This is a genomic window from Pseudomonas sp. MYb541 (assembly GCF_037479595.1).
Taxonomy (GTDB): domain Bacteria; phylum Pseudomonadota; class Gammaproteobacteria; order Pseudomonadales; family Pseudomonadaceae; genus Aquipseudomonas; species Aquipseudomonas canadensis.
Map to the genome: position 1 here is coordinate 1 of NZ_JBBGYS010000023.1, position 26,719 is coordinate 26,719.

The 26,719-nt window shown below is 60.1% G+C and carries 20 protein-coding genes and 1 rRNA gene; 14 read left to right on the forward strand and 7 right to left on the reverse strand.

Going from position 1 to position 26,719, the window contains the following annotated elements; all coding sequences use genetic code 11:
* Positions 1-100 precede the first annotated feature (100 nt).
* Positions 101-216 (forward strand): 5S ribosomal RNA (gene rrf, locus WH299_RS15725).
* A gap of 284 nt (positions 217-500) precedes the next feature.
* Positions 501-2,381 carry a methyl-accepting chemotaxis protein gene (locus WH299_RS15730; protein ID WP_339550738.1) on the forward strand — a complete coding sequence of 627 codons (1,881 nt, stop codon included), beginning with the start codon at positions 501-503 and terminating at the stop codon, positions 2,379-2,381.
* A gap of 38 nt (positions 2,382-2,419) precedes the next feature.
* Here the strand turns inward: WH299_RS15730 and WH299_RS15735 are convergent, their stop codons facing one another.
* The 5 genes from WH299_RS15735 to WH299_RS15755 all read right to left on the reverse strand — a co-directional run bounded on the left by WH299_RS15735 (position 2,420) and on the right by WH299_RS15755 (position 9,038).
* On the reverse strand, positions 2,420-2,878 hold the full coding sequence (locus WH299_RS15735) for an SRPBCC family protein (RefSeq protein WP_339550739.1): 459 nt from the start codon (positions 2,876-2,878) through the stop codon (positions 2,420-2,422).
* 19 nt (positions 2,879-2,897) lie between these two features.
* The gene (locus WH299_RS15740) at positions 2,898-6,266 is read right to left on the reverse strand and encodes an amino acid adenylation domain-containing protein (RefSeq protein ID WP_339550740.1); all 3,369 of its coding nucleotides are present in this window, start codon (positions 6,264-6,266) and stop codon (positions 2,898-2,900) included.
* The gene (locus WH299_RS15745) at positions 6,263-7,210 is read right to left on the reverse strand and encodes a diiron oxygenase (RefSeq protein WP_339550741.1); all 948 of its coding nucleotides are present in this window, start codon (positions 7,208-7,210) and stop codon (positions 6,263-6,265) included. Before WH299_RS15745 ends, WH299_RS15740 begins: the two co-directional genes overlap by 4 nt.
* Positions 7,207-7,965, reverse strand: a complete 759-nt coding sequence (locus tag WH299_RS15750; RefSeq protein ID WP_339550742.1) for a DUF3050 domain-containing protein — start codon at positions 7,963-7,965, stop codon at positions 7,207-7,209. Before WH299_RS15750 ends, WH299_RS15745 begins: the two co-directional genes overlap by 4 nt.
* A gap of 374 nt (positions 7,966-8,339) precedes the next feature.
* A complete protein-coding gene (locus WH299_RS15755; RefSeq protein WP_122730181.1) occupies positions 8,340-9,038 on the reverse strand; it encodes a GntR family transcriptional regulator in 699 nt (232 codons plus the stop codon).
* A gap of 322 nt (positions 9,039-9,360) precedes the next feature.
* Here WH299_RS15755 and WH299_RS15760 point away from each other — a divergent pair, with 322 nt between their 5' ends.
* From WH299_RS15760 to WH299_RS15810, 11 genes are all read left to right on the forward strand, one after another.
* Complete coding sequence (locus WH299_RS15760) at positions 9,361-10,254, forward strand: TauD/TfdA dioxygenase family protein (RefSeq protein WP_339550743.1); 894 nt, start codon at positions 9,361-9,363, stop codon at positions 10,252-10,254.
* Between the two features lie 40 nt (positions 10,255-10,294).
* The gene (locus tag WH299_RS15765) at positions 10,295-11,146 is read left to right on the forward strand and encodes an ABC transporter ATP-binding protein (RefSeq protein WP_126569829.1); all 852 of its coding nucleotides are present in this window, start codon (positions 10,295-10,297) and stop codon (positions 11,144-11,146) included.
* An 11-nt stretch (positions 11,147-11,157) separates the two neighbouring features.
* Entirely contained in the window at positions 11,158-12,006 is an 849-nt protein-coding gene (locus WH299_RS15770; protein WP_012721565.1) for an ABC transporter permease, read from the forward strand.
* 99 nt (positions 12,007-12,105) lie between these two features.
* Positions 12,106-12,732, forward strand: a complete 627-nt coding sequence (locus WH299_RS15775; RefSeq protein WP_122685610.1) for a TonB family protein — start codon at positions 12,106-12,108, stop codon at positions 12,730-12,732.
* 52 nt (positions 12,733-12,784) lie between these two features.
* Positions 12,785-13,705 (forward strand): LysR family transcriptional regulator, encoded by a 921-nt coding sequence (locus WH299_RS15780; protein WP_028615213.1) that lies wholly within the window; start codon positions 12,785-12,787, stop codon positions 13,703-13,705.
* 152 nt (positions 13,706-13,857) lie between these two features.
* A complete protein-coding gene (locus WH299_RS15785; protein ID WP_122730189.1) occupies positions 13,858-15,393 on the forward strand; it encodes an MFS transporter in 1,536 nt (511 codons plus the stop codon).
* A gap of 15 nt (positions 15,394-15,408) precedes the next feature.
* On the forward strand, positions 15,409-16,467 hold the full coding sequence (locus WH299_RS15790) for an HlyD family secretion protein (RefSeq protein ID WP_122730191.1): 1,059 nt from the start codon (positions 15,409-15,411) through the stop codon (positions 16,465-16,467).
* The gene (locus WH299_RS15795; protein WP_122730192.1) at positions 16,464-17,909 is read left to right on the forward strand and encodes an efflux transporter outer membrane subunit; all 1,446 of its coding nucleotides are present in this window, start codon (positions 16,464-16,466) and stop codon (positions 17,907-17,909) included. Before WH299_RS15790 ends, WH299_RS15795 begins: the two co-directional genes overlap by 4 nt.
* A 74-nt stretch (positions 17,910-17,983) precedes the next feature.
* Positions 17,984-18,493: a sigma-70 family RNA polymerase sigma factor gene (locus WH299_RS15800; RefSeq protein ID WP_095014173.1), complete on the forward strand. Its 510-nt coding sequence runs from the start codon at positions 17,984-17,986 to the stop codon at positions 18,491-18,493.
* Positions 18,490-19,440 (forward strand): FecR domain-containing protein, encoded by a 951-nt coding sequence (locus WH299_RS15805; protein ID WP_339550745.1) that lies wholly within the window; start codon positions 18,490-18,492, stop codon positions 19,438-19,440. Before WH299_RS15800 ends, WH299_RS15805 begins: the two co-directional genes overlap by 4 nt.
* A 92-nt stretch (positions 19,441-19,532) precedes the next feature.
* Positions 19,533-21,986, forward strand: coding sequence for a TonB-dependent siderophore receptor (locus WH299_RS15810; RefSeq protein WP_339550746.1), 2,454 nt, complete (start codon positions 19,533-19,535; stop codon positions 21,984-21,986).
* A gap of 65 nt (positions 21,987-22,051) precedes the next feature.
* On the opposite strand, the gene WH299_RS15815 is transcribed toward WH299_RS15810, so the two are convergent.
* Positions 22,052-22,756, reverse strand: a complete 705-nt coding sequence (locus tag WH299_RS15815; protein ID WP_123475445.1) for a DUF3142 domain-containing protein — start codon at positions 22,754-22,756, stop codon at positions 22,052-22,054.
* Positions 22,753-24,921 (reverse strand): outer membrane assembly lipoprotein YfiO, encoded by a 2,169-nt coding sequence (locus tag WH299_RS15820; RefSeq protein ID WP_339550748.1) that lies wholly within the window; start codon positions 24,919-24,921, stop codon positions 22,753-22,755. Before WH299_RS15820 ends, WH299_RS15815 begins: the two co-directional genes overlap by 4 nt.
* 168 nt (positions 24,922-25,089) lie before the next feature.
* Here WH299_RS15820 and WH299_RS15825 point away from each other — a divergent pair, with 168 nt between their 5' ends.
* Positions 25,090-26,694, forward strand: a complete 1,605-nt coding sequence (locus WH299_RS15825; RefSeq protein ID WP_323623313.1) for a glycosyltransferase family 39 protein — start codon at positions 25,090-25,092, stop codon at positions 26,692-26,694.
* Positions 26,695-26,719: the final 25 nt, after the last annotated feature.

Genomic DNA, 26,719 nt, shown 5'->3' on the forward strand with positions numbered 1-26,719 from the left:
AAAACCCCTGTTTGCTAACGCAAACAGGGGTTTTGTTTATGTAGAAGTCCATGAATTTCATCGGCACGTCGCTAGCGCAACGGTCCGATACACAGAATTTCTTGACGACCATAGAGCATTGGAACCACCTGATCCCATCCCGAACTCAGCAGTGAAACGATGCATCGCCGATGGTAGTGTGGGGTTTCCCCATGTGAGAGTAGGTCATCGTCAAGATTGAATTCCGAAACCCCTGTTTGCTAACGCAGACAGGGGTTTTGTCGTTTAGGACTATTAAGTCACTGTGCTTCGTAATCTCCTCGCAAATGCCTACCGCCAGTCGGTTTCCTACATAAAAAAAGGAAATACCTCATAAATTCCTAAGATTTACCAAGCCTTGGCCGAAAGCCTGACGAGCCATGCGTGCACCGAAATAGAGCGGCCCGAGAGTCCGCCTATACCGCAACATGGAATGTTCCACTCGGCACGCTCACCCCCCTTTGGCAAAAGAAGTCGATGAAATGAATCTCAAGTTCAGTCATAAAATTCTGTTGGCCGCGTCAGGCGTCGTGGTTCTGGCCTTCGCGTTATTCACCCTCTACAACGACTACCTGCAACGCAGCACCATCAAGCAGAACCTGGAGTCGTCCATTCAGCAATCCGGTGAGCTCACCGCTAGCAGCGTGCAAAACTGGCTTAGTGGGCGAATACTGGTACTCGAAAGTCTGGCGCAAAACGTAGCCCAGCAGGGCAATGGCGCAGACCTTCCGGGATTGGTCGATCAGCCCGCCTTCACTACCAACTTCCAGTTCACCTATGTCGGTCAAACCAACGGCGTATTCACGCAGCGCCCCGACGCGAAGATGCCCGATGGCTACGACCCACGCCAGCGCCCCTGGTACAAGCAAGCGGTGGCTGCTGACAAAACTATGCTGACTCCGCCTTACATGGCGGCGGTAGGCGGGCAGATCGTGACTATCGCTTTGCCGGTGAAAAAGAATGGTGAGCTACTGGGTGTCGTTGGTGGTGACCTGAGCCTGCAAACCCTGGTGAAGATCATCAACTCGGTGGACTTTGGTGGCATCGGTCATGCGTTCCTGGTCAGCGGCGATGGTCAGGTCATCGTCAGTCCCGACCAGGCTCAGGTGATGAAGAACCTCAAGGACATCTACCCTGGCACTCAGGTGCGTATCGAGAAGGTCAGTCAGGAAGTGGTCCTTAATGGCCAGGAACGTATCTTGTCGTTCACGCCTGTGAGCGGCCTGCCAGGTGCGGATTGGTATATCGGTCTTTCGATCGATAAAGGCAAGGCCTACGCACCGTTGGGTAAATTTCGTACCTCAGCGCTGATCGCCATGTTGATTGCCGTGGTGGCGATTGCAGTACTCTTGAGCCTGCTGATCCAAGTTTTGCTGCGTCCTCTGACCACCATGGGCGTAGCCATGCAGGATATTGCCCAGGGCGAAGGCGACCTGACCCGTCGTTTGGATGTCACCAGTAAAGACGAGTTTGGTGAGGTAGGGAGCGCGTTCAACCAGTTCGTAGAGCGTATCCACGCCTCCATCTCCGAGGTGTCTTCTGCAACACGCCAAGTGCATGATTTGTCTCAGCGTGTCATGGCATCTTCCAACGCCTCGATCATCGGCTCCGACGAGCAGAGCGCGCGCACCAACAGTGTGGCTGCCGCGATCAACGAATTGGGTGCCGCTACTCAGGAAATCGCACGTAACGCTGCCGACGCTTCGCAGCATGCCAGCGGTGCCAGCGAACAGGCTGATGATGGACGCAAAGTGGTAGAGCAAACCATCCTGGCAATGTCGGAACTGTCGCAAAAGATCAGCCTATCTTGCACCCAGATCGAGACCCTGAACGCTAGCACCGACAACATTGGTCATATCCTTGATGTGATCAAAGGCATCTCCCAGCAGACCAACCTGCTCGCGCTCAACGCTGCGATCGAGGCTGCCCGTGCGGGAGAAGCGGGTCGTGGGTTTGCCGTGGTCGCTGATGAAGTGCGCAACCTGGCACACCGTACGCAGGAGTCCGCCGAGGAGATCCACAAGATGATCACCTCACTGCAGGTGGGGTCGCGTGAAGCGGTGACCACCATGAACGCCAGCCAGGCCTCCAGCGAAGAAAGTGTCGAGGTGGCCAACCAGGCCGGTGAACGGCTTATCAGCGTGACGCAGCGGATCGTTGAAATCGATGGCATGAACCAATCCGTCGCTGCCGCCACCGAAGAGCAGACGGCTGTGGTGGAAACACTCAATGTCGACATCAACCAGATCAACCTGCTGAACCAGCAAGGCGTGACCAATCTCAACGAAACGTTGAAGGATTGTGATGCCTTGTCTCAACAGGCCAGCCGTTTGAAACAACTGGTCGACAGCTTCAAAATCTGAGTCTGAATGAACAGGAGCGAATGTCTCGCTCCTGTTCTTCAACCAAGCATCTGGCGCACATTCCCCAGTGCGCTTTCGGCGAACTCTCGCACAAACTGCTCAAACCCCGCCTGCGCCATTTCTATCGGCTCGCCGATCAGTGTCCAGGTTGCCCTGGAGCGGCTTGAGCCAAGTGCTTCAACGTGCATCGCTGCCCACAAACGCGCCAGGCCCAACGTGTTGTAAATCGTGGTCCAGGTCATACACATGGCCTGTTCGTCCCGACTGTTGAGTTGTTCCACGACGCAATGACCATTGTGGAAGAATTTGGTGCGTAAAGCGCCCACGCCCTGGCCTGTCATTTCAATGTGGGATAGGGCGGGAATGAAGGCATCAAAGCCTGCAAAGTGACCCACCACACTCCACAGTCGGGTGGCCTCGCAGTCGACCACGACAGAGGTCAGCACAGGCGTTCCACGTGGGTTGTGAATCAATGTATCGGGTTGCAGCGGTTTCATGGGGATGTCCTGAAGCGGTTCAAAGAAAGCCTATGGTTTTGAGGTGGTCGCAGCCCTTGCGTAGCAGCGACGGGGTCTTTTCGGGGTAGTGGGTACCCATTTCTTCCACGACCTTACGCGCGTTGGCGCAATCGATCATTGAGGTGTCGCCAATGTCTTCACCTAGCTCATCCAGATAAAAGCCCAATACACCAAACAGTGCATTTTCGCGGCTGACGGTGCGTAAGGCCTGTTGCCAGTGCGCGACACTGACCCGGTCGAATACGTAGCCCGCCTGGTTGAACGCATCAAGATACTGAGCCCAACTCAAAGGCTGCGGGTTATGCAGGTTGAATACGTATCGCGCAGCTTCAAAACGGCCGCAATGGAACGCAACAAAGCCAGCAAAAAAATCCACAGGCATCAGGTCGAAATTCACCTCGAAACGAGGCACCAGACCCAATTGCAGCGAGCCCTTGAGCATCAGCATCAGACGATTTTGCTGTGGCTGGCAAACACCGCTTCGGGTGTTGAAGCTGATGTTGCCCGGACGGTGAATGTTCACCCAGGAACCTTGCGTTACCGCGTGCGCCAGCCAGCGCTCGGCGACCCATTTGGACAAGTTGTAACCATTTTTGATGTAAATGGGAGGGGTCGACGCGGCAGGCGTTTCGAGGACGTGGCCATCCGCGTCGATGTTGCTGCATGCCGACAAGGTCGACACGTAATTGAGCACTTTTTTGCAGTGGGTCTCACACAGGCGCAGACACTCCAGCACGGGGTCTACGTTGTCTTTTACCAGCGAGGCATAATCCATCACGTGATTGACCTGCGCTGCGTTGTGCACAACCACACCGTAGTTGCGTGCAAGGTGTTCATACGTATCGTCAGCTAAACCCAGGCGTGGCTGGCTGATATCCGCGGCATAGACCTGCACCCGGTTCAAGTCCAAGTGTTCAAGGCGGTGCTCGCGCAATGCCTCGGTGAATCGCGCAGCTGCCGGTTGATCTGGATGCTCTCGCACCAGACACGCAACGTGCGTGGCACCCTTTGCCAGCAGCGCTTCGACAATATGCACACCAATAAAGCTGTTGGCGCCTGTCACGATGACTCTGCCGCGATCACCGGCGCGATCCTCAGGCAATACCTGAATAACGTTTTCACGCTGCGCATCCCTTACCGCAAGACCGGAAGACGTGTCGGGCAGCGCACCATTCTCCATCAACAACGCGAGGGTACGGATCGTCGGTGTTTCAAAGAATCGGTTCAAAGGCAGGCTGCGGCAAAATTGCTTTCGAATGCGCAGCAACAGCGTCGACAGCAATATGGAGTGGCCGCCAAGATTGAAGAAGCTGTCATCAATCGACAGCGCTTCCATGGGCAACCGCAGCAGCTCACGCCACAACGCCACCAGTTGCATTTGAAGGGGCGTTTGCGCAGTCTGTCCAGCGCCCGTCAACGTCGGTTGGGCCGGTAATGCGAGTAAGGCCGCGCGATCGATTTTGCCGTTACTTGAGCAAGGCAGGCTGGGTAGTTCGGTCCACACGCCAGGCTGCAAATAGTCTGGCAGCCACTGTTGTGCATGCTGCTTCAGGTCGCTCAGCGTGGCATCAGGTTCTGGTTGGGCGACGACACTGCGAATCCTGTATTTATCATCAATCACCACCGCCAGTTGGCGATACAGTCGACTGTCGCGCAGACACTGTTCGATTTCCTGAGGCTCGACCCGAATTCCGCGAATTTTCACCTGCGAGTCCCGCCGTCCGCCCAACTCGATACCTTCGGCAGTCCATTTCGCGAGGTCGCCACTACGATAGGCGCGCACGGTCTGGCCACCCGGCAGGGCCAGCTTTATGAAGGGGGAGACTGGCAACTGCACGGCATTCAAATACCCCAGGCTTACTCCGGGGCCGACGATGTAAAGTTCGCCTATTACCTGTTCATCCACGGGTTGCAGTTCATCGTCGAGGATCAACACCTGGCTGTTGGCGATGGGGCGGCCCACGTTGCGATTGCTGTCCCCGAGTTGCAGCGTTCGATGGGTGACCAGTACCGTCGCCTCGGTGGGGCCGTAGAGATTGTGAAGGTCGCATTGACCCGCCAAACGCTCGATCACGTAGGGCTCGCAGGCGTCGCCACCGGTGAACAGGTGCATCAAACCCAGGGGTTGATCCAGCGGCAGGATGCTGAGCAGCGCCGGAGGTAGGAACGCGTGGCTGATGTGTTGTTGGCGGATCAACTCGACCAATTGCAGCGGATCGCGCCGTTGCGTTTCGCTGGGGACGATCAATTGCGCGCCGGCGATCAGGGTGGGGAAAATGTCCATCAGTGATGCATCGAAATTCACCGAGGCAAACTGCAACACGCGACTCTGTTCGCTCAGCGCCATTTGGCTGCCAAACCAGGCGGTGAAGTGAGCGAGGTTGGCCTGGCTGAGCAGCACACCCTTGGGCCGTCCCGTGGAGCCCGAAGTGAAGAGCACCATGCACGGTGATTCAAGCTCCGTGGGATGCTGCGAGGGGCTTGCTGTGTGTGGTGTACCAAAAGTGCTCACATCCAGTGAAACGAAATGCTCACGCAACGGGTGGGCGCCGCCATCCAGCAACACGCGGGCCCGTGCGCTGTCCAGCATGGCCTGCTGGCGCTGTGGCGGGTCATCCGGAGCCAATGGCAGGTACACTGCGCCGCAGCCGAGCACTGCGAGAATGCTGGCGTATAATTCGGTGGACTTCTCCAGGCAAACACCGACCACGGCTGGGCGCTCAATGCCCTCCAGTAACGGTTCCAGCTGTTGCTGGATGGTCAGGGCCTGAGCCTGCAGTTGCCGGTAAGTTGTCACGTTGCCCGCAATGTACAGTGCGGGTCGCTCGGCGAAGGCAAGAAGGCTGGCCTGCAATCGTTCGATCATGGGTACTTGAGCCGCCTGCAACAGCGCTGGGTCTGCCGTACGATTGAACCGATGCTCAAACGCCAGCACGTCCAGCCGCAGGAGGTCTTGCTCAGGCCAGGCATTGGCATGTGCCTCTGGCGGCAAATACTCAGGGTCACGTGCGAAGCTGCTGACCTGCAACGCTACCCATTCAGTCAGCACCTGCGTTGCTTGCAAACGCAATCGCTGGCCATTTCCGCTGGGCTCTGCCGCCAGCTCCAGTACAGCTAGCAGGTGTCGGTTGCGGTCATACCCGCGCAATTGCAGTGCAGGCAGCCCGTGTTCGGTCAGAGGGCCGATGCCCAGGCGCAGGCTGATATGGGCGACTTCTGCCAAGTGCTTTGGCAATGGCTGGCTCCCGTCTTCGACCACCAAGTCGACGGCTTCCTCACCGGACCTATGGCCGTATTGCTCCAGGACTTGCTTTACGCGGTCCAGGGCTTGGCTGACACCGACCCATCCAATGGTCAGGCATCTCATGCTGCTCTCCCGGCCAGTGGTAAATAGTCGCTCAGGGCGTGTGCCACGCTTGGCGTCTGCAACAAACCGCTATGGTGCAGAAAACTTGTGATGTTGCCGATCATTGGGTGTTGTCGGGTGATGGGGAAATCCAGTGCGTCTATTTCCTCCCTTAGTGCCTGGCGGAGGCTGGCGCTGACGTCCAGGTGTTCGATCAGTTGCAGGTCAAAGGATTTCTGCAGGTCGTTGGTCAGATAGTGGGCCAGAAATGTTGGCAGGACATGGGCGATGATGTCGCGATCTTCCGGGCTCGCCGCCTCCCAGTACAGGCGAACCAGGCGTGTCCAGAATTGGGCATGACGTCCTTCGTCAAAGAGATGATCGGCCATCATGCCGCGGATCGACGACTTGACGCTGTCGTCCTTGGCGAAAGCTGCCACGTCATGAGTCACGGTGTTCTCGGCGATGGCCACACCAATCAACCCGACGGCATCACGCAGGTGCGAAGGCGCCAGCGCCTGGGCTGCGGGCAGGGCACGGCTGAGTTCGATTTGCGCGGGCAGGTCGAGTGGTTGTATGCCGGTGATTGCCACGGCCTGTTGCAGAAAGTCCAGCGCGACCAGAGCGTGATAATCCTCGTCCACCACGATGGTCATTGCATCGTAGCGACAGGCGAGGGGGAAGGGCACGGCGAAGCGGTTCTTGGCGATGCGGCGGGCGACGTCATCGACGATTTCGGTTTCGAAAATCACCACGTCATTGATGAATTTGTAGAAGCTTTGTACCAGTACAAAATCGCGCCATTGCGAACAGTGATCGAGAAACGTCGCGCCTAATACCAGGGGTTGACGGCTCAGTGGATAGATCAGGTTTTCGTCGTTCTCCAATACGCGCCGAGGCCGTGTACGAATGGTTGCACGGCGCTCCCAGTCGTCTGCGATGGAGCGGTAGTCAGCGCTATTCATGAGTGCACCGCCTGCAACGAGGCCCGTACGGTGTCCCAGAACGCTATGCGGTTTTCCACGGCATCGAGAGCCGCTTCATTGGCTTGTTCCTTGTGGTTCGCGTCGTTGCCGATCAGGCGTTGGAGCAACTGTTGCGCCCCGGGCTCATGGCCCTGGGTGTCCAGTTCGATGTGACGGTTCATATAATGGGCCAGGACGGGAGCCTGTCGATTGATGACTTCGCTACCCTGCAACAAGCGTTCAAACATCGCTGGGATGACGCTTTCACGGCCATGTAGGAACGCCGCTGCTACAGAATGGGTAGGGGCGTTCAAGGCGATGAGCAAGGTGCTTTCGACAAAGCGGGACACGCCCTGTGGCACATCGATCTGCTGCAACGCTGACCGCGCCTCGAGGCCTCGACGTTGTAGCGTGATAAAGGTATCGATGGCGGCGGTGCTGGCGCCCACTTCAATCATCGCCTCTCGGTACAGCTCGAAATGGCTGCAATAACCTCCCTCGGGACGCTCATCCGACTCTTCGCCCAGCACGATCTCGTTGATAAGGCGTGTGGCATGTGGGTCAATCGGTGGAAGCCAGGGTAGTCGCGTGCAAGTCAGATCTTGTTGCAGGCGTTTGGTAAGGGTCATGAAGTCCCATACTGCAAATACGTGGCTTTCCATAAAAAGTTGTAACTTGCTAAGTGAAGTTATTTCTTCAAATAACAGGTGATTGCATAACTGTTGTTTCTTTTGTTGAAGCAAAGTTGGGTGCATGGTTGATGCCTATAAGTTGTTGCGACTGCTCGTGGAGCAGTGATGGCTCTTGCAGCCGGAAGAAGACAGCTAACGTTTAACCAGGCTCAAGACAGGGTGCGCCATAGACTTGAGCTGGCAAGGTCAATTTAAGTACTTGACTATCAATGAGCGATAATAAGCTGATTAAGTGAAGGGGTGAGATTATAAGTGTATGAGATGTTTTTTCGAAAAGTTACATGTGGTGGGCAAATTGTTTTATAGCGGTGGGAAGTTTCCGGGGTGGAAGTAGACTTAATCTAATAAGGCTTATAAGTTGGAAGTGTCAGCGCGGAGCTCACCCCGGATGGGATAAACCCCGCAATGTCTGTGGGTCAAAGCGAGTGCTGGGAAAACTATCTGTCGGGTGCGCCGAGGCCATTGAGATAAGTGGCGATGACCTCCATGCCACGCGTCAGGTGATTGCGCAGTGTCAGGATGCTTTCTTCGATCTTTTTCTGCGCCACCAGGTTCAGCAATTCGCGGTGATCTTCCTGGGAGGTCTCGCCCAGTCCCATTGCCTCAAGGTTGAAGCGTAAAAAACGTTCCTCTTCATTCAATCCGTGCTCGACCAGCTTGAGCAATCGCTGATTGGGTGCCTTGCCATACAGGACCATGTGAAACAGGCGGTTCAGGCGGCCAATCTCGGTATAGTCCTTTTCCTGTTCCAGGGCAGTTATATAGGCCTCTGCCTCGGCAATATCGGCGGCGGTCAGCAATGGGGTCGACAAGCGCAACGCTTCGGACTCCAGCAGCATGCGCAGGGCGTAGGTCTCAGCCGAATTGTCTTCGATCAATGGCGCAACCACTGCACCCTTGTGCGTCACCACGTGCAGCAATGACTGTGCTTCAAGCTGTCGCAAGGCCTCGCGCACCGGCATGCGGCTGACCCCAAACAGGCTGGCCAACTCTTGCTGGCGCATGGCAGTCCCACACGGCAATCGACCATCGAGAATGGCGTTACGCAAGGTTTCTTCAATCACGGAACGAGCAAGATGGGCGGGAATAGAACCGCTGATCTTGATGCTGTTCAAAGGGTTCGGCTTCTGCGTCACGGCTACGCTATCCTACTACTTGAATGGGCATGGCTAATTGGATCCAATGAACACTAGAGACTGCCTACCAGCTTGTCAAACGGGCAAGGTTTTCGGCTTGTAAGCGGCTAAACATGGGGCTCTTGGTGCTCACACAGTATTTTTGCAACGTCTTACAGTCATGCTATGAACTGAACGCTTCGCGTCGCAGATTTATTCCAGAGTGAGTGCCGGCAATGGGCATTCACCGGAACATTCCAGTCTATAGATATTCACTAACGGTATTTAAAGTGCTGGTCTTATATCTATAAAGTCACGCTCCTGTCTGACCGGGAGTGAATTCATGTCCGCCGCCTCTACTGCTCCAACAGCGACCCTTAACGCCCAAGCCTTCGAGATTCGCCCGCTTCCCGGCAGCGTGGGGGCCGAGATCATAGGCCTGGATCTGACCCGCCCGATCGATGACCATGACTTTGCGCGGATTCATCGTGCGCACCTCGATCATCATGTCGTGGTCTTTCGTGACCAACGTATCACTCCCGAGCAACAAATTGCCTTTAGCCGTCGCTTCGGCGTGCTGCAGATCCATGTACTCAAACAATTCCTGTTGGCTAACCATCCGGAAATCCTGATCGTCTCCAATATCATCGAAAACGGCCAATCCATCGGCCTGGGGGATGCGGGGAAATTCTGGCATTCGGACCTGTCCTATAAAGAACTACCAAGCCTGGGTTCAATGCTGCATGCCCAGGAGCTGCCCTCTGAGGGCGGCGACACCTTATTCGCCGACATGCATAAAGCCTGGGACCATTTGCCCGAACATCTGCGCAAAGCTGTTGAAGGCCGCAGCGCGGCGCACTCCTACACCGCGCGCTACAGCGAAACCAAATTCGAAGGCAACTGGCGCCCCACGTTGACCCCTGAGCAGCTCGCCCAGGTTGCGGAAGTCGTACACCCGGTCGTGCGCACCCACCCGGAAAACGGCCGCAAAGCGCTGTTCGTCAGTGAGGGTTTCACCACGCGTATCGTCGGTCTGCCGGAAGACGAAAGCCGTGATCTGCTAGCCCAGCTTTACGCACACAGCGTATTGCCGCAAAACATCTATCGTCACCAATGGCAGCCCCACGACATGGTGTTCTGGGACAACCGCTCGCTGATTCACCTGGCCGCCGGCTGCCCCAGTCATTTGCGCCGCAAGCTGTACCGCACCACCATCCAGGGCGACGCGCCTTTTTGAAAGGGCTTGCACTCCTTCCCCCAATCGCACGAGAGTTGAAATGAACGCGCGCTTGCCAGGCCACGCGGCCAGCAACTTGAACGCTGTCGAACCGCTGCTGGCGGTAGACCATGTAAGCCTTGAATACCGCACCCCCGAACGCGTGGTGCGGGCCACTCACCAAGTGAGTTTCGAGATCGACCCTGCCGACCGCTTCGTGTTGCTTGGCCCCTCGGGCTGCGGCAAATCCACCTTGCTCAAGTCCATTGCCGGGTTTATCAGGCCCTGCGAAGGCGAGATCCGCCTGTTGGGGCAAAAGGTCGAACAACCGGGCCCGGACCGCATCGTGGTGTTTCAGGAATTCGACCAGTTACCACCGTGGAAAACCGTCAAACAGAACGTGATGTTCCCATTGCTGGCTTCGAAAACCTTGAAACGCGCCGAGGCCGAAGCGCGCGCGCTGCACTACCTCGACAAAGTCGGCCTCACGGCGTTTGCCGATGCCTATCCCCACACGCTTTCCGGCGGGATGAAGGCCCGTGTCGCCATCGCCCGTGCGTTGGCCATGCAGCCGAAAATCCTATTGATGGACGAACCCTTCGCTGCCCTCGATGCCCTGACCCGGCGCAAAATGCAGGAAGAACTGTTGCTGCTTTGGGAGGAGGTGCGCTTCACCCTGTTGTTCGTCACCCACTCCATCGAAGAAGCGCTGGTGGTGGGCAATCGCATCCTGTTGCTCTCGCCTCATCCAGGGCGCGTGCGTGCCGAAATCCACAGTCATCAATACGACCTGCACAGCCTCGGCGGTGTGGAATTCCAGGCGTCGGCGCGGCGGATTCATCGCTTGCTGTTCGATGAAGCGCCCGAGGCCGAACGTGAGTTGGGTTTCGCTGATATCCGCATCGCGTATTAAGGGGAACATCCATGCGCCAGGAATATGAAATTACCCTAGAACCGCTGCTCAGCGTCCCTGTCGAGCGCGAACTGCCCCTGCGCCAACGCCTGTGGCAACAAGGCTGGCTGCGCAAAGGCCTGATCCTGATCGTGCTCGCGATCCTCTGGGAAGCCGTCGCGCGCTACCAGAACAACGACCTGTTGTTGCCGAGCTTCCTGCAAACCTTTCACGCGCTGTACGACGGCCTGCTCAGCGGCGAATTGCTGAGCAAGGTGAGCATTTCACTGGTGGTGCTGATCAAGGGTTACCTGATCGGCATCGTGCTGGCGTTTGCCCTGACCACCTTGGCGGTGTCGACCCAATTGGGCCGCGATCTGCTGAGCACCTTGACCTCGATGTTCAACCCGCTGCCGGCCATCGCGTTGTTGCCGCTGGCGCTGCTGTGGTTTGGCCTGGGGCAGAACAGCCTGATCTTTGTACTGGTGCATTCGGTGTTGTGGGCGCTGGCGCTCAACACGTATTCCGGGTTCCTCGGCGTGTCCGAAACCCTGCGCATGGCCGGGCGTAATTATGGCCTCAAGGGCATGCGTTTTGTGCTGTTCATCTTGATCCCGGCGGCACTGCCGTCGATCCTCGCAGGCCTCAAGATCGGGTGGGCATTTGCCTGGCGCACGCTGATTGCCGCCGAGTTGGTGTTCGGTGCCACCAGTGGCAAGGGCGGCCTGGGTTGGTACATCTTCCAGAACCGTAACGAGCTGTACACAGACAAGGTGTTTGCCGGACTGGCGGTGGTGATCCTGATCGGACTGCTCGTGGAAAACCTGGTATTTGACACCTTTGAGCGCCTGACCGTGAAGCGTTGGGGTATGCAGCGCTAAACAGGAATGATTGCTCTTTGTCCACCGTGAAGCCGATAATGCTGACGGAATCTGACGCCCCCTTGGCGTCAGGCGTATCCGGTAAAAGGATTTACGACGATGCGGTTTTTTGTTTTGGCAGCGGCCTTGTTACTGTCGACCTCGGTCTTCGCGGAGTTTGTGCCCGAGGTGGTCAGCATGCCCAAGCCGCTTTATCCCAGTCACCTGACCTTCACCCAAGGGCATGCGCGCATCAGCTTGAATATTCACAACGACGGTACGGTCAGTGATGTCAAAGCGCTCAGCGCCACCAAGCCGGCGTTTGGTGAGGCTGCCGTGGCTGCGGCTACACTCTGGCGCTTCAAGCCGTGGACGGTCAGTGCCGATCGGCCGGCGGTGCTCGACGCGCAGAACGATATGATTTTCACGCCCGAACCGCCTAAGAAGGAAGCGACTCAGCTTACCTTCACCCAAACCACTTACCAATCCTGCAGTGCACTGACGGAAGAAGTCAGCCAGTTCCGTCGTGAGCATCCCACCCGGCCGTTGATTGCGATGAAGAGTTTTGCCATTACCCGGGTGGCGGTGATGTTCCCGGCGTTGAGCGGCAAAAGCGATTACAACGAAGGCCTGACGCGCGCCGACGAACTGGAAAACTCCCTGCCGGACATCGTGCGCAAATGCCAGGCTCATCCCAAGGCCGCCTACGCGGATTACCTGCCGCGCAATTTGAAGCGTTACCTGTAAAGCCTGCTACGATTGCGCCCAGTTCACTCTCGATGGGTCACGAGTGCTTGGCATGCAACTACCGGATATGAACCTGCTGGTCGCCCTCGACGCCTTGCTCGACGAGGGGAGTGTAGTGGGCGCCGCACGCCGCATGAATCTCAGCCCGGCGGCCATGAGCCGCACCCTCACGCGTATCCGCGAAGCCGTCGGCGACCCGATCCTGGTGCGCGCCGGTCGCGGCCTAGTGCCAACGCCTAAAGCCCTGCAGTTGCAAGGCCAGGTGCGCAACGTGGTGGAGCAGGCGGCGCTGCTGTTCCGGTCGGCGGACCAAGTGGATTTGAGTACATTGCGCCGTCGCTTCAGCGTGCGCGCCAATGACTTTTTCATCGGCGTGTATGGCGGTCGCCTGTTCGACACCATGGAGCGCATGGCACCGCTGTGCGAGTTGTGCTTCGTGCCCGAAGGTGACACCGATGACGAAGCCCTGCGCGAAGGCCGGTTGGATTTACGCGTGAGCAACACCCTGCCGGTCACCCCCGAAGTGAAGGTGCAGAACCTGTTCTCCACCACTTTTGTCGGCTTGGCGCGGGAAGACCATCCGTTGTTCGACGAAGAAATCACCGCTGCACGTTTTGCCAGCTATTCCCACATCAGCATCTCGCGGCGCGGCATTGCCCGTGGGCCGATCGACACCGCGTTGAACGCCCAGGGCCTGGAGCGCCGTGTCGCGATGATCGCCCCCGGTTTCCACGGCGCGATGTTCATGCTGCCCGATTCCGACCTGCTGCTGCCGGTGCCCAAGGAAGCGCTGTTGAGCGCCAACCGCCTGAAGCTGCCCCTGCGGTCGTTCGCCCTGCCAATCTCGTTGCCAACACTGGTACTCGCCCAATCCTGGCACCCGCGCTTCGATAAAGACCCCGCTCACAAATGGCTGCGCGAAACCATGCGCGAGAGTTGCCACGCCACCTGGCTCGAAGCCCAGCCCACCTGACACCCCAAGACCTCTGTAGGAGCCGGCAAGCCGGCTCCTACACACGTCAAGGATTGCGTCTGGCGCAGTTATATCCTGCCAATAAGTAACTTTTTGTCATGTGTGTGCCTGATTAAACTGCTCGGGTATTTAACATTCCGAGTTACCTGTTCATGACCTCCCTCGCTGCCCCCACCCTTGCGGCCGCAGCCAAACCCACTGCTATGACCCCACCCGTATTCGGCCCGCGCATCATCATCGGGCTGGTCGGCGTGTTGCTGGCGGTGCTGGTCTCCGGCCTCAACGAGATGGTCACCAAAGTGGCCCTCGCGGATATCCGTGGTGCGCTGTACATCGGCTTTGACGAAGGCACCTGGCTGGTCGCGGCTTACACCGCGACTTCCGTGGCGGCCATGGCGTTTGCGCCCTGGTGTTCGGTGACCTTTTCGCTACGTCGCTTCACGCTGTGCGCCATCGGCCTGTTCACTGTGCTGGGCATCCTGTGTCCGTTTGCGCCGAACTACGAAAGCCTGCTGGTGCTGCGCACCGTGCAAGGCCTGGCCGGCGGCGCGCTGCCGCCGATGCTGATGACCGTGGCCCTGCGTTTCCTGCCGGCCAACGTCAAGCTGTACGGCTTGGCCGGCTACGCGCTCACGGCCACCTTCGGCCCGAGCCTCGGCACGCCCCTGGCGGCGTTGTGGACCGAGTATGTCGGCTGGCAGTGGGCGTTCTGGCAGATCGTCGCGCCGTGCCTGCTGGCCATGGTCGCCGTGGCCTACGGGCTGCCGCAGGACCCGACGCGCCTGGAGCGCTTCAAGCAGTTCAACTGGCGCGGCCTGCTGCTGGGCTTTCCGGCGATCTGCATGCTGGTTATCGGCATCCTGCAAGGCAACCGGCTGGACTGGTTCGAGTCGGGCCTGATCACCTTCCTGCTGTGTGGCGGCAGCCTATTGCTGGTGCTGTTCATGGTGAATGAATGGTCGCAGCCGATACCGTTCTTCAAATTGCAGATGCTTGGCCTGCGCAACCTGTCGTTCGCGTTGATTGTGCTGGCGGGCGTGCTGATGGTGCTGACCTCGGTGATCATCATCCCGTCGAGCTTTCTCGCCCAGGTCCAGGGTTACCGCCCGCTGCAAACCGCGCCGGTGATGCTGCTGATGGCGATCCCTCAGTTGATCGCGCTGCCGCTGGTGGCGGCGCTGTGCAACCTGCGCTGGGTCGATTGCCGCTGGGTGTTGGGGATCGGCCTGGGCATGCTGGTGCTGTGTTGCGTGGGCAGTGCGCACCTGACATCGGAGTGGATTCGCGACGATTTCTACGGCCTGTACCTGCTGCAGATCTTCGGGCAACCGATGGCCGTGTTGCCGCTGCTGATGCTTTCCACCGGCAGCATCCAGCCCATGGATGGGCCGTTCGCGTCCGCCTGGTTCAACACCATCAAAGGCCTGGCCGCCGTGATTGCTACCGGCGTACTCGATACCTTGACCACCCAACGCCTGCACTTCCACTCGACCATGTTGGTCGATCGCTTGGGCAATTCGCCCCTGGCCGACGGTGACGCGCCGGGCCTGGCGCACCGCCTGCACGAGCAGGCCGTGGTGCTGACTTCTTCGGATCTGTACTACGTCATGGCTGCGGTCGCGGTGGCGTTGATCCTGCTGATTTTCTGGATGCCCACGCGGATCTTTCCGCCTCGCGCACCGACTTGATAGAAAGGACTGTTCATGAAACGCAAAGACAAAATCGCCGTCTCCGTCATCGCCGTATTTGCCGTCGGCGTGTTGGTGTACCTGGTCGCGCCGGGCGTGCTGGGCAGCAAGCGCCAGACCACCAACGACGCCTTCGTCGCTGCTGACTTCACCCTGGTGGCGCCGCGCGTGGCCGGCTTTATCAAAGAGGTGCTGGTGGAAGACAACCAGCGCGTCAAGGCCGGGCAACTGCTGGCACTGATCGACGACCGCGACTTCCGCGCTGCCGCGCAGGCGGCCGACGCCGATACCTTGGTGGCCCAGGCCCAACTGAAAAACGCCACGGCGACTCTGGAGCGGCAAAGTTCGGTCATCGCCCAGGCCCAGGCCACCGTCGCGGCAGATCGCGCCGAAATGGCCTTCGCCGAGCATGAGTTGAACCGCTACAACCACCTCGCCGGAGTCGGCGCCGGCACCGTGCAGAACGCTCAGCAAGCCAAGACCCGTATTGACCAGGCCACCGCGCGCCTGGCGAATGCCACAGCCGTGCTGGCGGCGGAACGCAAGCAAGTGGAAATCCTCACCGCCCAGCGCGATGCCGCCGAGGGTGGGCTCAAGCGCGCCCAAGCCGCGTTGGAACTGGCCAGTTTTCAACTGTCGTACACGCGCATCGTCGCGCCGGTGGATGGCATGGTCGGTGAGCGTGCAGTGCGGGTGGGTGCCTATGTGACGCCGGGCAGCAAGATCCTCGCGGTCGTGCCGTTGGAGGAGGCCTACGTGGTGGCCAACTTCCAGGAAACCCAGCTCTCCCATATGCACGCCGGCCAAGCCGTGCAGGTGCGCGTCGACAGCCTCGACGGTGAGTTGCTCAACGGTCATCTGGAGAGCCTCGCGCCCGCGACGGGCGTAACGTTTGCCTCGGTCAAACCCGACAACGCCACTGGCAACTTCACCAAGGTGGTGCAGCGCATTCCGGTGAAAATCGTCCTCGAACCCAACCAGGCGCACACCGAGCGCCTGCGGGTCGGCATGTCGGTGGAAGCCAGCGTCGACACCTCGCCGGCCGCGCAGCAGCGTGAGGTGGCCCAGCAATGAAGCGAGTTGCCTGGCTCACCTTGAGTCTCATCAGCCTGAGCGCCTGCACGGTCGGCCCGGACTTCCACACGCCCCAGAGCCCGCAAGTGACCCAATGGAGCGAACCCCAGGGCCGCCTGGCCGCCAGCCGTGCGGTCAGCGACCCATTGCAGGAACGCTGGTGGGATGTGTTCCACGATGAACAACTCTCGGCGCTTACACGCCGTGCGCTCACCGATAACCTCGACCTGAAACTCGCCAGCAGCCGCCTGCAACAAAGCCGCGCCGTGCGCCAGGTGACCACCGCCGAGCGTTATCCGAACGTCAATGCCAACGGTGATTACCTGCGCCAACGCAACAGCGGCAAAGGCTTGAGCGACCCGTCCGGCAACAATGGCCGTTCGGCGTTCAACCAGTGGGACATGGGCTTCTCGGCCTCCTGGGAGCTGGACTTCTGGGGCCGCGTCAAACGCGAAACCGAAGCCGCCGACGCCACCCTGCAAGTCGCCGAAAACGACCGCCGTGCCGTGCTGTTATCGGTACTCGCCGAGACCGCCCAGGACTATATCCAACTGCGCGGCGTACAGAACACCCGCGCCGTCACCGAGCAGAACCTCGATGTCGCCCGCCACAGCCTCAAGCTGTCACAGTTGCGCCTGGCTGACGGTGTGGCCACGGACCTGGACGTAGCGGAAGCCGCCGCTCAAGTCGCGGCCATCGAGGCACGGTTGCCAGATTTGCAACAGCGCCAAGACCAACTCATCAACGCCCTCAGCCTGTTGATGGGCGAGCCGCCGCAAGCCTTGCACGCGCAGTTGTCCAAAGACGCCGCCGTGCCGCAAACCCAACGCCAAGTTGCGATTGGCCTGCCTTCGGAGCTGGCTGAGCGCCGTCCGGATATCCGCCAGGCCGAGGCGCGCTTGCACGCCGCCACCGCGAGCATCGGTGTCGCCAAGGGCGACTTCTACCCGCGCATTACCTTGTCCGGCAGCCTCGGCTCCCAGGCTATGCAGCTCTCGGATTTCGGTTCCTGGGGATCCCGCGCCTTTGCTTTCGGCCCGCAATTCAGCTTGCCGCTGTTCAACGGCGGACGGTTGCAAGGTATGTTGAATCTGCGTGAAGCCCAGCAACAGGAAGCAGCGCTGGCGTACCAGCAAACCGTGCTGCGTGCCTGGCATGAGATCGATGACCAACTGACCCGCTATAACGCCAGCCAACTGCGCCGCGACAGCCTTGCCGAAGCCGTGCGCCAGAACCAGATTGCCCTGCGCACCGCGCAACAGCAGTACGTTGAAGGCGTGGTGGATTTCGTCAACGTGCTCACCGTGCAAAGCGCGCTGCTGGCCACGCAGGAGCAGTGGGTGGAAAGCTCGACGGGCGTGTCGCTGGCGATGGTTGGGTTGTACAAGGCGTTGGGCGGAGGCTGGGAATCGGTGTACCCGCTGCAAACCGCCGGGCGCTAAGTACAAAGAGTTTTTGTCAGTCGCTAAATAAACTGTAATGATAATTGCTCTCAATAGTGTATCTGAGCTTTTTCATGGACAGCGCGACTGACGGCCAGCAACAGCTTCACCTCCTGTACCGCGACCATCACGGCTGGCTGCAAGGCTGGCTGCGCAAGCGCCTGGGCGATCGCGAGCACGCGGCTGACGTGGCGCAGGACACCTTCCTGCGTCTGTTGGTGTCCGGGCGTTTCCCCGGCGACAAGGAAAGCCGCAGCTACCTGGCGCAGATTGCCCGCAACCTGGTGATCGACCAGTGGCGGCGCCTGCGCATCGAGCGCGCCTACCTGGAAAGCATCGCGCACCTGCCCGAGCCGGAGTCGCCTTCCCTGGAAACCCGCGCGCTGATCCTTGAAACCCTGATGCAGATCGACGCCATGCTCGACCGCATGCCCGATAACGTGCGCCAGGCGTTTTTGCTGTCGCAGTTCGAAGGCCTGAGTTATGCACAGGTCGCGGAGCGCTTGGGCGTCTCCGTCAGCTCGGTGCAGAAGTACATGACCCGCGCCATCGTCGCCTGCTACCAAGTGGCCTACGCCGAATGAGACACGACGCACCTATCGCCCCGGCGATTGTCGAGCAGGCCAGCGAATGGCTGATGCTGCAATGGGGCGGCGACCTGCAAGGCGAACAACGCCTGGCCTTTGCCCGTTGGCAGGCCGCCGACCCGGAGCATCGCCGTGCCTGGCAGCGCTTGCAGCAGCTGCAGCAAACCCTCGGCAGCGTGCCCGCCGACAGCGCCCGCACTGTGTTGCGCGACACACCGGACACGCAGCGCCGCGCTGCGCTCAAGCTGCTCGGCGTGCTGTTGGTGGCCGGTGGCAGCGGCTACCTGGTGCAACGCAGCGAACCTTGGCACGCCGCCTTCGCCGAATACCGCACCCGCACCGGCGAGATTCGCCACGTTACCCTCAGCGATGGCACGCGCCTGGACCTCAACAGCGACAGCGCGGTCGACCTGCGTTTCAGCGCCAACGAGCGACGTATCCGCCTCATCCGAGGCGAAATCCTATTGACCAGCGGCCACGACCCCGTCCGCCCATTGATCGTTGAAACCCCAGCTGGCGACGTGCAGGCGCTGGGCACCCGTTTTGCGGTGCGCGAACTGCCCGATGGCAGCCGTGTCGACCTGTACGAAGGCCGCGTTCGCGTGACGCCGTTACATGGCGCAGCCGTGCAGATGAACGCCGGTGACAGCCTGTGGTTCAACCAACGCCAAAGCTCGGCGTTGGCAGCGGTGAGCGCCAATGCCAGCAGTTGGACCGAGCACCGTCTGATTGCCGAGCGCCAGCCGTTGGGCGAATTCGTGGCACAGCTGAGTCGTTACCGTCCGGGGCTGCTGCGGTGTGATCAAGCGGTGGCGGGGCTGCTGTTGACTGGCGTGTTTCCGCTCAACGATACCGACGCCATCCTCGCCGCGCTGGAGCGCTCGTTGCCGGTACAGGTGCAAGCGGTCACGCGCTACTGGGTGACGATCAAGGCACGGGCCTGAAAATTTTTTCACCTGCGCTTGTCGGTTTTTGCGTCCCGTTCGGGATACCTCTTGAAAGCCATTCAAGAAGCGATCTCACGGGGAGTCCTGCAATGCCGCACCACCCAATCCAACCCTTGGCCCGCGCCCTGCGCCGTGGCTTGTTTGTCAGCCTGTTGGCGACGGTGCCGATGGTGCCGACGCTGGTCCATGCCGAAGAAAGTACCGAGGCGCTGCGCAGCTACAACATCCCGGCCGGTAGCCTCGACCAGGCACTGAACCGCTTTGCCAGCGCGTCGGGCATTTTGCTGTCGGTTGACGCGACGCTGACCGAAGGCAAGCGCAGTGCGGGCCTGCAAGGGCGCTATGGGGTCGGATCGGGTCTGGAGCGGCTGCTGGCGGGCAGCGGCCTAATGGCGATGCAATCCCAGGGCGGTTGGTCGTTGCAGGCGGCTTCCAACGGCGGGCCTTTGCAACTGGGCGCCACCCAGATCAGCGGCCAGCAAACCCAGGAAAATGCCTGGGGGCCGGTGGACGGTATTGTCGCCACGCGCAGTGCATCGGGCAGCAAGACCGATTCGGCACTGGTGGAAATTCCCCAGACCATCAACGTGATCACCGCCGCCGAGATCAAGGCGCGCGGCGCGCAAAGCGTGACCCAGGCGTTGCTCTACACCCCGGGCATGAGCGCGGGTGGTTTCGCCGATCGGGTGAAGCTGTTCGATGAGCCGACCTCTCGCGGCTTCTCGCCTACGCCCCTGTACCTCGACGGTCTGCACTTGCCTTATGGCGGCGGCAGTACCGGCGGCGCGTTGCAGATCGAGCCGTATTCCCTGGAACGCATCGAAGTGCTCAAGGGCCCGGCCTCCGTGCTGTACGGGCAGAACCAGCCCGGCGGCATCGTCAACATGGTCAGCAAGCGCCCCAGCGAAACGCCGATCCACCAAGTGGTACTGGAAGCGGGCACCTACGAGCACAAAAGCGCGGCCATCGACCTGAGCGGTCCACTGGATGAGCAAGGGCAATTTCTGTATCGCCTGACCGGCCTGGCCAATGACGGCCAGGACGAAATCAACTACGTCGAAAACAAACGCCAGTTCATCGCGCCGAGCCTCACCTGGCGGCCGAACGATGACACCAGCGTGACGGTGTTCGCGCAGTACCAGAAAGACAAAGGCGTGCCCGAAGCCCAGGGTTTACCGGCGTCCGGCACGCTGTGGGCAAACCCCAATGGCAAGATCAAGCGCGACCTGTTCATCGGCGAGCCTGGCGTCAACCAGTACAACCGCGAGCAATACGCACTGGGTTACGAGATTTCCCATCGCCTGAATGACACATGGACCCTCAAGCAAAACGCACGTTATGCCGAGGTCGACGACCGCTACACCGCGCCGTTGCACGGCTACCGTTTCGTCGCCAACCCGGCCACTGGCGTACAGGATCAACGCTACCTGCAACGCTTCGGTGTGGACTGGGCGCAGAACAACAAAGTGTTTGGCGTGGACAGCATTGCCCAGGCGGAATTTGATACCGGTGCCTTCTCTCATACGATGATCTTCGGCCTGGACTACTACCATTCCAATTCGCTGTTCCACGGCTTGTACGACCGCAACCCGCCGATCATCGACCTGTTCAAGCCGGTCTACGGCCAGCGCCTGAATTTCGGCCAACCGTACCGCTGGGACCGCACCATCACCCAGACCGGCCTGTACGTGCAGGACCAGATCAAGTGGGACAAATGGGCGCTGGTACTGGGCGGGCGCTACGACTGGGCTAACGTCGTCAATAAAGAGCCCCTGACCGACACCCGCTTCGCCAGCAAAGACCAGGCCTTCACGGGCCGTGCGGGCCTGGTGTACCTGTTTGATAACGGCCTGGCGCCGTTTGTCAGCTACACGGAGTCCTTCCTGCCACTGGCCGGCACTGACGCCAACCAGAAGCCATTCGAGCCGTCTACCGGCAACCAATACGAAGTCGGTGTGAAGTACCAACCGCCTGGGCAGAAGAGTTTCGTGCAGGTCTCGGTCTACCAACTGGACCAGGAAAATGTGCTCACCACCAACCCGGTCGACACCACCTTCAGCACCCAAAGCGGTGCCATGCGTTCACGCGGCGTGGAAGTGGAAGCCAAGGCCGTCCTCAGCGATGCCTGGGATATCGTCGCGTCGGCTTCGCGCAACGACATCAAATACACCAAGGACAACGATGGCCGCGAGGGTCGCCACCCGGCCGGCATCTCGCCGCTCACCGCGTCGATGTGGGTCAACTACAGCGTGCTCGGCGACACACCGCTGGCCGGTCTCGGCGCGGGCCTCGGCGTGCGTTACGCTCGCCAGAGCCTGGGTGACTACTACGAAGGCGCCTTTTCCGTGCCTTCCTACAGCGTCTACGACGCCAGCGTGAGCTATGACCTGAGTCGATCGCCGTTGAAACGCAAGGGCGTGAAACTGGCGATGAACGTGCAGAACCTCACCAACAAGACCTACGTGTCGCAGTGCACCAGTAACCTGGATTGCTATTACGGCGAAGGGCGCACGGTGGTGTCGAGCCTGACCTACGACTGGTAACAACCATAACCTGTAGGAGCCGGGGGGGACGCCTAGTCCTTGCCGGTTCCTACAGATTGCGTGCTTCAAGGGTTTTGCAAAAACACCACATAGCCTCGAAACCACTCGCTGTCCTTCAGATACCCCGGCTCTTCCCACTCCCCGGCCTGAATCAAGCCAATCTTGAACGGCAACCCCAACCGGTTCATCCGCGGCAAATACGCCGCGTAATCCGGGATGCTGTGCCGCCCCTGATACGTTTGTACTACCACTTCATCCACCACCCCTTTGAGTTGAGCGATGGCAGCCGGATCAGCGTTGCTGCTCCAGTCCATCAAGCCGGTGATGCTCAGGCGCAGGTCGGCGGGCAGGCGCTGGCGCAGGTCGCGCAGGAAGTCGGCGTATTCATGCAGGTACTGAGTGCGGGCGTCGAAGTCGATCTGGATGCCCACCACCGGATTGCCTGCGTCGCGCCAGCGTTGCACCTGGCCGAACAGTTGGCGGTAGACCTGCTCGGGCCAGTGCAGGGTGTGGGCGCGGTAGACGATCCAGATGTCGCCTTCGGTAAGGCGCGGCACGCTTATGCCTTGGGCAATCATCTGCACGCCGCGCTGGGGCGCGCGGCGCGTGGAGTTGATCTGGCCCTGGAGGATGTACAGGGTTTTCGCCTGCTTGAGCACCGGCTGTGGTGTAACCCCGCTCCACAGCCAGAAGGCGTCATAGTCACGGGCGTCGACGGCGCCGAAGGCCGGGCTTGCCAGCAACAGCAAGCCGAGCCACAGGTGCTTCACCAGTAGTACTGCAGCGATTTGCCCCACTGGGTGTCGGCGTAGCTGGTTTTCAGCTGGCGGAACCAGGCCTTGCGCACGGCCGGTTCCACATCGACGCCGCCGCAACTGTTGTAGCCCGAGGGCCCGTAGCAGTTGATGGCGCGGAACAGGGCGTAGGCCTTGTCATTCTTGGGTGCCTTGGCGTTGCCGATCACCTGTTTGTAGCCGTCCAGGCGCGAGAAGGTTTCACCCTTGAAGTCCGATGCACTGCTGCCCAGGCTGCCGGCGGCGCGCGCCTGTTCCAGTGGCATGCCGTCCAGGCCGTTACGCAGGATGAACTCACCCAGGCAGTTCAGGCCCTGTGGGTGTTTGGCATCGCTCTGCAAGGTCGCGGCGATTTGCGTGATGCTCGGACAGGCGTAGCCGGACTCGGCTTTGTCGCCGCTCCACTGGAACAGCTTCAAGGTCTGGCTGGCGCTGTAGACGTAGCCCAGGCTGGTGCCCAGTTTGTCTTCCGGGGCGGAGGCTGGCAGCTGCTTGAGGTCGTCGGCGAAGGTGGCGTACTGACCGCGCAGCAGGTCTTTGTAGAGCAGCACGAATTGCGCAGTCTGGCGTTCCAGCGGATCGCTGGCCTGGGCGATCTGCTGGCGCAGCAACTCGGGACCGGCGACGTTGCGCAGTAGGATGTAACGCACCTGCTTGGCGCTGATCGGCGAGTCGGCGGCAAACACCTTGGCCAACTGGCCGCTGCGTTCGTAGTTCATGGCCAACGCCAGCTCAAGCTGATCGCGTTGCAACGGCAACTTCGCCAGCGGCAGCAGTTGCAGCCAGAGCGCTTCGGCGCCTTTCCAATCTTGCTTGGCTTCCAGGGCCAGGGCACGCAGGGTTTGTTGGCTGAAGGCAAAGTAATTCAGGCTCGACGGCACGCTCTGGGGCAATTGTTTCAGCGCGGCGTCCGGCTGATGCTCGGTATACAGCGCAGACACCGCGAGCAAGTAGTCATACAGCTCCGGCGCGCTGGAAAACGCAGCTTTCTGCTTCTCCAGGTCGGTGCGGGAGAGGGCGGGCTGGTTGCCACCGCGCATCACCATCAGGTCGCTGACAAACTGGATCATCGGCGTGCTGACGGTTTCGCTGTTGACCATCAACAGCTTGAGGTCGGCTTCCTCCACCAGATCATCCACCGATACATTGCGCTGCGCGTCCGTTGCCTCGGTCATTGCCCAGCCGAAGGCCTCGGCGAGCTTGGTGTTGTCACCTGCCAACCAATAAACACGGCGCAACAGGCCACGGGCGGAGGCCAGGTAGTCGCCCTGTGGGTAAGTTTTCAGGTAACCGAGAAAGCCTTCCTCGGCATGGCTCAGGGCGGACTTATCCACATGCTCGAGCTGCGGCATGCCGTATTCGTCAAAGGCTTCGGCCTGGGCCTGGTTCAAAGACGTGCGCGCAGTCATATACAGCGCGGTTTCCTTCAGCCAAGGCACGTGGCTGGCGCTGGCGGCGGCAAAACCGCGCTCAGCGTCACCGAAGCGACCGCTGTAGAAGTCGGCGGCGGCTTGCAGGTAGGTACGGAACAGTTGGCCGTCGTTGGACTGGATCTGCTGGGCGTCCACCACCTGGCCTTCCCACGAACAGGCTGTGAGCAGTTGCAGGCGCGCTTTTATCAGCAGCTCACGCTCAGCAGCCGGCATGTCGGCCTTGATCACCTGGCTGATGAACGCCGTGGCGCTGTCATCATCGTTGCTGCGGCAACGGCTGCCCTCGCCAGTCAGGAACGCTTCGCCTGCGGTCTTGTACTCGTCGCGCTGGATGCCCAGGGGCTTGAGCAGGGTGTCGAGTTCGGCGGTGCGTGAATTGTCCGGCTTGTTGTCGGGCTCATCGTTTGTCGCGGGGATAGGCGCCAGGCGATAGACCGGGAACGGCACCGGGCCGAAGCCCTGGGACAGATCATCTTCGCTCAGAGCATTGGGCGTGAGCGGTTCGGCCTTTTTGTCCGCCAGCAGCAGGCGCAGGTTGACGCGACTGTCGTTGCCGGGGCTGAGGAAGGGCAGGTTACTGCAGGAATCGAGGCTGTCACGTGAGACGCGCCAATCGGGGTAACACGAGTCGTCAGAGCTGGCCTGGGCCTGTTGGGTGATGCCGGCAAGCAGTGCCAGTGCCAGGGGTGACAGAAAACCGATGCGCATGACGTGTCCTTGATCCTGAGTCCTTGGAGGGGGGCAATAATAGCGTGTTCCTACGGTTGCTTCGGAGAAGCCCTGCACAAATTACTGATTTGTCCGATTCCAGCAGCCAGCCTGGATCTTTTGTCCTAGAGTGGCGGTGTTTGCGCTTGGGTAATCGGGGGAATCGAGGTGCGTCGGTCTGTGGTAGAGCAAAACGAAAAGGTCGGGACGTTACCCGCGCTCAATCGCCTCAGTTGGGAAGGTGCTGGCTGGATCAGCCGTCTCTGGTGGGTGCCGATCCTGACGCTGGCCATGGCCCTGCGTTTTTACAACCTGACATCGGCGGCGATTTGGGGCGACGAGGGCTCTAGCCTGCTGCTCAGCGAATACGCCCTGGGCGACCTGTGGTTCCACGCGGCACACGACGTGCACCCGCCGTTGTATTTTTTCCTGCTGCGCGGCTGGATCGAACTGTTCGGCGACAGCATCTGGTCGATTCGCGGCATGAGTGCCATTCCCGGCGTGGTCGTCGTGGGCTTGGGCATCTGGCTGACGCGGCAACTGTCCACCCGCCGTGCGGCGGTGCTGGCGGGGATACTGCTGGCGCTGTTGCCGACGGCGGTGCGCTACAGCCAGGAAGTGCGCATGTATTCGCTGCTGGGTGTGTGGCTGCTGGGCGCCACGCTGGCGCTGGTTTACTGGGTACGCCAACCTGAGCGCACGCGGTATCTGGCGGTGTATGTCGTATTGATGACGGCCAGTTTCTACACCCATTACTTCACTGCGCTATGCGTGTTGGTGCATTGGGCTTACCTGGGCATGCTGAGTGTCACGATGCCGCGCGACCAACGCCTGATCACGCGCCCGGCCTGGTGGGTGGCCAACGCCACGATTGTGCTGTTGTACCTGCCTTGGCTGCCGAATCTGCTGGACTTGGTGCAGCATGTCGAACAGCTCAAGGTGGGCGGTGATATTGGCTGGGAAGAGCCGGTCAGCCTGTTCTCCCTGCCGTCGATGATCTGGCAATTCGTACTGCAGGATGAAGGTGTCGGTTTCTGGGCGCCGCTGTTCTGGCTGTTCCCGTTGCTGCTGGTGGCTGTCGCCGTTGCCACCGCTTGGCGCAACCACGACCGCTATCGGCCGGCCGGCCTGTTGGCGCTGTTTTTCCTGTTGCCACTGCTGTTGGTCTACGGGGTGTCGTTTATTTCCCCAGTGTTTATCGAGCGTTACCTGACGGTGTACGCCCTGGGCTTGCCGATCCTGCTGGCGATGGCCATCGATCGCCTGCCATCACGGTTTTCATTGCTGGGGGCAGCACTGTTCGTGCTGTTTGTCGGCGTGGAACTGGTGGGCTTGAAGAACAACTTCACCGTGGACGAACACGACCAATTCAACGTGCCGGTGGAGTTCGTCAACCGCAACTATCAGGAAGACGACCGCATCGTCCTCAGCGACATGATGTGGTATCTCAGCTACGTGTATTACGACCAGACCGACGCCCAGTTGCAGCTCTACACCCCGCCCAAACCCGACGGCACGCCCACCCGGCCGAATGCCTATGGCTTCGGCACCCTGGTAGACCAGGATGGCGGGCGCATCTACCTCGACCACCTGTCGGCACTGCCCGCCGAGACCCGCCGCGTGTGGCTGATCAGTAGCAACGAAGCCCCCGACGATTTCGCCCCGCTCCCCGAAGGCTGGCGCGAACTCAGTCGCCAGGATGGCGGCGGCGCGCGGGCGCGGTTGTTCGTGCTGTGCAACGTACCGTCGGCACAACCCGAGGGCTGCCGCTAGACTGGGTTGACACTTTTCTATCAGG